This is a genomic window from Bacillota bacterium, assembly GCA_040754675.1.
Taxonomy (GTDB): Bacteria; Bacillota; Limnochordia; order Limnochordales; family Geochordaceae; genus Geochorda.
In genome coordinates this window covers 1-5,438 of sequence record JBFMCJ010000280.1, presented here as the reverse complement: position 1 = coordinate 5,438, position 5,438 = coordinate 1, and the positions used below count along the sequence as shown (strand labels likewise).

The window sequence follows — 5,438 nt, the reverse complement described above, 5'->3', positions numbered from 1 at the left end:
AGCGTCTGGCTCTCCCGCTGGATTGGAACCCCTTCCTTGGCTTCGATGGCCTGGTGCAGCCCGTCGCTGTAACGGCGGCCGAACATCAACCGGCCGGTGAACTCGTCGACGATGATCACCTGGCCGTCCTTGACGACGTAGTCCCGGTCCCGCTTGAAGAGCGCGTGCGCCCGAAGCGCCTGCTGCAGGTAGTGGGTGAGTTCGAAGTGCCGGTCGTCGTACAGGTTGTCAACGCCCAGCGCCTTCTCCACCTTGGCGACGCCCGCTTCGGTGAGCGCCACGGTCCGCGCCTTCTCATCGACGGTGTAATCCTCGCCCGCCACGAGCCGGGGCACCAGGCGCGCCATGGTGTAGTAGTGTTCGGTGGACTCCTCCGCCTGCCCCGAGATGATGAGCGGCGTGCGAGCCTCGTCGATGAGGATGCTGTCAACCTCGTCCACGATGGCGTAGTAAAGCTCGCGCTGGACCATTTGCGAGACGTCCCAGACCATGTTGTCCCGCAGGTAGTCAAAGCCGAACTCGTTGTTGGTGCCGTACGTGACGTCGCACGCGTACGCCCGCTTTCTCTCCTCGAACCCCATGTCGTGGGTGATGACGCCCACCGACAGCCCCAGGAAGCGGTAGATGGCGCCCATCCACTCGGCGTCGCGCCGCGCCAGGTACTCGTTGACCGTCACCACGTGGACGCCCCGCCCCAAAAGCGCGTTGAGGTAAACCGGCATCGTGGCCACCAGCGTCTTGCCTTCGCCGGTCTTCATCTCGGCAATACGGCCCTCGTGCAGCACGACGCCGCCCATCACCTGGACGTCGAACGGGCGCATGCCCAGCGTCCGGCGCGCCACCTCCCGCACCACGGCGAACGCTTCGGGAAGAAACTCGTCCAGGGTGGCGCCGTTATCAATCCACTGGCGGAACTCCGCCGTCTTACCCGACAGTTCCTCGTCGGAAAGCCGCGATACGACGGGCTCGAACTCGTTCACCTGCGCCACAACGGAGCGCAGGCGGCGAATCTCCCTTTCATTCGGATCCAGCACTTTTTTCAAGAGGCCGAGCACCGCAACGCCTCCTCGACCCTCAAGGACGCCGCTATTATAACCCGGCCGCTCTTTCGGACGAAAGCTTGCCCATCGCCTCGAGGGCGGCCAGGGCCCCGGCTAACACCGCGTTGCCCCCCATGGGTGCCGAACCCACTCCCCAGCGTACCTCTGCGCGCGTTCCCGGAAGCGTCCAATTGATCCCGACCACCACCACCGGGGACGAGACAGGCCCTGCCAGATCTACCCACGCCACGGCGGCCCCGGCGGCCGGCCCCTGGCCTGCCAGAGCCGCCACCACCGCCCGGGCACCCAAAAGAGCCGACTCTTCCCCCCGCGCCGACCCCACGCTCTGCCCGCTCACGCGCTCGCCGGAGCGGCCGGTCACGTACGCCGTTACCTCCAGTTGCCCTTCCCGGGGGCGTAACAAGAGACCTTCAAGTGCCCAGAAGACACCCCCTGCCTCCTGGCGCTCCGGCTCTTGCACCGCAGCCTCGGCGGGCCGGAGAGCCGCCCCCGCGGCGCCGGCGCCTGCTTCCCTCGGCGGGGCGGCGGGCGGTCCGGGCGCAGGTGCAAGGTCGGCCTCCGGGTCCAAAGGACGCGGGCGTGGCGCCCGGGGCGAAGCCGCCCGCCCGGGAGGCTGCGGGGTGGCTACCACGCTCACCTTTTGGTACGGCACGGCCAGGTCGTGGTTGACCAGCAGAAGGCTCTGCACGTCCCTGGCAACCATCTTGGCCGGGCGCTCTCCCGAGGAAACCACGTGAATCTCGCTTATACGGCCTTCCCTGTCCCAGACGATGCGGCAACCCACCACGCCCGGAATGGAACGGATATCTTCCTCGACGCGCCGGCTGCTGGAAGGAGCGGGGGGATTGTTAACGGAAGCGCTTTGCTCGTCAGGTGGACTCGAACGGTCCATCTCCGGTGCTTCGTAGCGCTGCGGCGACGACAGGGTGCCTCACCTGCCTTTCCGGCCGGGAGTGTCTCGGCCCGCTCCGGCCTGTGGGCCTTCCTCGCGGGCTTTCGGTGCGACCACCCCTCGCAACCGTGCATCCACCAGTGCCCATACGCCCCCGCTGACGAGCGAGTGCCCGCCCAGCAGCACCGGCACCGGTGCCTCCCGGGCAGCGCGGGTGAACTCGCGCACCCCGGGGTGCTCGATCTCCTCGTACATTCCCAAATCGGAAAGAAACCGGTCGGCTTGCGAGACCGCCCACCGCCGATGGGCGAACAGCACGCGGCTGTCGATGAGCGCGGCCGCCGCTACCCGTCCTATGCGCTCGAAGAAGCTCCGGCTCCCCAGGCTTTCCCAGAGGTAGCCCATCAGGGAGACGACCTCGCCTCGCGCCTCCCGCCCCAGGGACTTCATCCCGCGTTCCTCGGAGACCACCCGCAGCCTGCAGCGCGTCCGGTCATCCAGGTAGTAGAAGAGCGGGGCACCGATGCGCCCGAAGATGAGCAGTTCCGCGGAAAGGTCGTCCATGACCTGCATCACGGCCCAGACCCGGCTGCGATCCAGCGGGTGGCAATCGAGCCACTCCCGGGTGGCCGGCCCCGTGCCCGGGTGCACGCCGAGCACGAGGACGTCGGTGGGCGTATCGATGTCGAAGTGGAGCCCCAGCGTGCGCGGTGGGGTCACCAGCGGGAGCTGTGCGTCCATGGTGAGGCTCATGGCCAGGTTGTTGTCCATGGAGGGCGGTTCGACGCGCTCCACCGCCCGGGCGGGGGTGAAAGCCACCATGTCCGCCGAGTGGACGTTGTTGGTGATAAGCACCCGGTCGTGGCGCCGGAGCTCCCGCCCGATCCAGGCCAGGTCCTCCGGGGTTGCCAGCGCCCCGAGCCCGCCGCTCATGTAAATCACACGCTCAAGCCCCCGGCGGCGCACGATGGCCGCCAGCCGTCGGCCGAAGTGAAACCCCCCACCCTGCCCGTCGAGGTCGACCTCCGCCCCCAGGGCCGCCGCCCGGGAAGCCAGGTCCGCGCTATCCGTCGCCACGATGACCTGATCGATCGCGGACGACTTGCGGGCACGCTCGATGGTGTCCAGCACGATTGCCTGCCGCAGGCTGGCGAGCACACGTTCGACCCAGCTGCCCGCCGAACCGCCCTCGAAGATGACCAGCGTGATCATTGGGATGCCCGTGGAGGTCGTGGGCGGGGCTCCTCAGGCCCTTGCCTTACCCGTCGGGTTCGATGAGACCGTAGTTGCCGTCCCGGCGACGGTAGAGAACGTTTACCTCGTCGGTCGCAGCGTTGGTGAAGACGAAGAAGTCGTGCCCGAGCATCTCCATCTGCAGGACGGCCTCGTCCGTGGACATGGGTTTGAGCGCGAAGCGCTTGACCCGGACGAGCCGGGGAGAGCCCTCCTCGCCCGCCCCTGCAGCCACCTCCGCTTTCTTGCCCGGAGCCTGTTCGCCCTCACCACCTCCCGCAGACCGCACGGTGGCCGGCGTTTTCGCCGGCTCGAGGCGGGACTTGAACCGGAGAAACTGCCGTTCCGCCTTGTCGACCGCATCGTCGATCGCGGCCTGAGCCTCCGGGGCCTTTCCCACGCCCCGGACGAAGACCCCTCCGAGCTGAAGCGTGACCTCAGCCGTGTACTGGCCCCGCAGAAGGCCCAGGGCGACCTCTGCCCGCACGGCGTCGTGGCTGTTGAAGTACCGGGCGAGCCGCGCGACCTTGCGGACGGCCACCTGGCGCAGCGCCGGCATGACCTCCACGTTCTTGCCCTTCACCACGACGGGCATGCCCGCCTCTTCCGAGCGAGTCGGCATGGGATGCTGCCCCCTCGCGTCCGCGCTATTGTCGGTGCCCGAATTCATCGTTCCCCGCGCAGGCCAATAAACCCTGCCCGTCCGGCGAGGCGCCGTTCACGCCGCTACGCGCAGCCGCCGCTCCACCCGGGCGACCAGGTAGGAGACGGCCTTGGTCATGACCAGGTACATGACGGTGACCGCCAGAAGGACCTCGAAGTAGCGGAAGGTGCGGCTTCCCAGGAGCTGCCCCCGGCGCATCAGGTCTTCCAGGGCGATGACCGAGACCAGGGACGAATCCTTGAGCATTGCGATGAACTCGTTGCCCAGCGGGGGGACGATCCGGCGGAACGCCTGGGGCAGCACGATGTAGCGCATCGTCTGAGCGTAGTTCATGCCTGTGGACTGGGCGGCCTCGATCTGGCCTTTCTCGATGGACTGGATGCCTGCGCGGACGATCTCGGCGATGTAGGCGGCGCTGTTGAGGCTCAAGGCGAGCAGCCCTGCCGTCATGCTGGAGAGCGGAAAGCCCAGGATCTGCGGCAGCCCGTAGAAGACGAAGAGGATCTGGGCCAGAAGCGGCGTCCCCCGGAAGAGGTCGATGTAGGCGGACGCCAGGCGTGAAAGGGGCATGTACCTCGACAGACGCATGAGCGCAAGCACCGTGCCAAGCACGATGCCTGCGCTCACCGAAAGGGCCGTCAAGACCAGCGTAACACGCACTCCGACCAGCAGGTACGGAAAGCTGCTCCAGACGATATCCCAGCGAAAGCTCATGGTGTCGTCAGCATCACGTCCGCGGTGTCACGCCGAAGCGGGCCGGCCCCTACGGTCCGATCCACTTCTGATAAAGCTTGTCGTAGGTGCCGTCCGCTTTGATCTGCGCCAGCGCCTTGTTGATGGCGGCCAGCAGCTCCGGCCTCCCCTTGCGAACGGCAATCCCGTACTCCTCCACGGTGAACGGCTTGCCGGCGACCTTCACCTCGTCAGGGTGTTCCTTCTGGAACTCGTAGGCCACCGGCAGGTCGATCACGGCGGCGTCCGCCGACCGCTGCATGACCGCCTGGATGGCCAGCGGCGTGGTGTCGTATTTGTCGATGCGCCGGATGCCGGCGATCTTCTCCGCCTCGAACTGGCCGGTGGTGTTGATCTGGACGGCCACGATCATGCCCTTGAGGTCCGCAGGCCCCTTGATGCGGTTGTCGTCCTTGCGCACCACGATGACCTGGCCGGCGTTGAAGTAGGGGTCGGAAAAGTCCACCACGGCCGCCCGCTCGGGCAGGATGGTCATGGCCGAGATGATGACGTCGTAGTTGCCGTTGACGAGTCCAGGGATGAGGCCGTCCCAGGCGATGTTCTGAATGGCAACCTGGGCTCCCAGCCGGCGTCCGACCTCCCGGATCAGGTCCATGTCAAACCCCTTGAACTCGTCACCCTCCACGAACTCAAAGGGCGGGTACGTGGCGTCCGTGCCCACCCGCAGAACCGACGGAACCCCCGGCTGCCCCGCCCACGCCGGGGCCACGGCCAGGGCGACGAGCAGCGCCGCCGCGCCGAACAGCGAGAGCCTCCCTCTCAGCGTCCTCATGATGCCGTCACGCCCTTTCTCAAGAGGCCGGCGCCAGCCTGGAAGGACCCCTCCTGCCGCTGG

Annotated in this window: 6 protein-coding genes; all 6 read right to left on the bottom strand. The window is 67.3% G+C overall.

Annotated features, from left to right (window positions below):
• A partial coding sequence (locus tag AB1609_14870; GenBank protein MEW6047740.1) for a preprotein translocase subunit SecA occupies nt 1–1,055 on the bottom strand: 1,055 nt, incomplete at its 3' end.
• Between the two features lie 34 nt (nt 1,056–1,089).
• The gene (locus AB1609_14865) at nt 1,090–1,953 is read right to left on the bottom strand and encodes a hypothetical protein (GenBank protein ID MEW6047739.1); all 864 of its coding nucleotides are present in this window, start codon (nt 1,951–1,953) and stop codon (nt 1,090–1,092) included.
• Between the two features lie 39 nt (nt 1,954–1,992).
• Entirely contained in the window at nt 1,993–3,165 is a 1,173-nt protein-coding gene (locus AB1609_14860) for a hypothetical protein (protein MEW6047738.1), read from the bottom strand.
• Between the two features lie 46 nt (nt 3,166–3,211).
• A complete protein-coding gene (gene raiA / locus AB1609_14855) occupies nt 3,212–3,808 on the bottom strand; it encodes a ribosome-associated translation inhibitor RaiA (protein ID MEW6047737.1) in 597 nt (198 codons plus the stop codon).
• A 96-nt stretch (nt 3,809–3,904) separates the two neighbouring features.
• Entirely contained in the window at nt 3,905–4,564 is a 660-nt protein-coding gene (locus AB1609_14850; GenBank protein MEW6047736.1) for an amino acid ABC transporter permease, read from the bottom strand.
• 49 nt (nt 4,565–4,613) lie between these two features.
• Nucleotides 4,614–5,375 carry a basic amino acid ABC transporter substrate-binding protein gene (locus AB1609_14845; protein ID MEW6047735.1) on the bottom strand — a complete coding sequence of 254 codons (762 nt, stop codon included), beginning with the start codon at nt 5,373–5,375 and terminating at the stop codon, nt 4,614–4,616.
• Nucleotides 5,376–5,438 lie beyond the last annotated feature (63 nt).

Excerpts from the sequence above, each read along its gene's own strand:
- AB1609_14865 (MEW6047739.1), bottom strand. The coding sequence starts at position 1,953 with ATGGACCGTTCGAGTCCACCTGACGAGCAAAGCGCTTCCGTTAACAAT.
- AB1609_14860 (MEW6047738.1), bottom strand. The coding sequence starts at position 3,165 with ATGATCACGCTGGTCATCTTCGAGGGCGGTTCGGCGGGCAGCTGGGTC.
- raiA (MEW6047737.1), bottom strand. The coding sequence starts at position 3,808 with ATGCCGACTCGCTCGGAAGAGGCGGGCATGCCCGTCGTGGTGAAGGGC.
- AB1609_14850 (MEW6047736.1), bottom strand. The coding sequence starts at position 4,564 with ATGAGCTTTCGCTGGGATATCGTCTGGAGCAGCTTTCCGTACCTGCTG.
- AB1609_14845 (MEW6047735.1), bottom strand. The coding sequence starts at position 5,375 with ATGAGGACGCTGAGAGGGAGGCTCTCGCTGTTCGGCGCGGCGGCGCTG.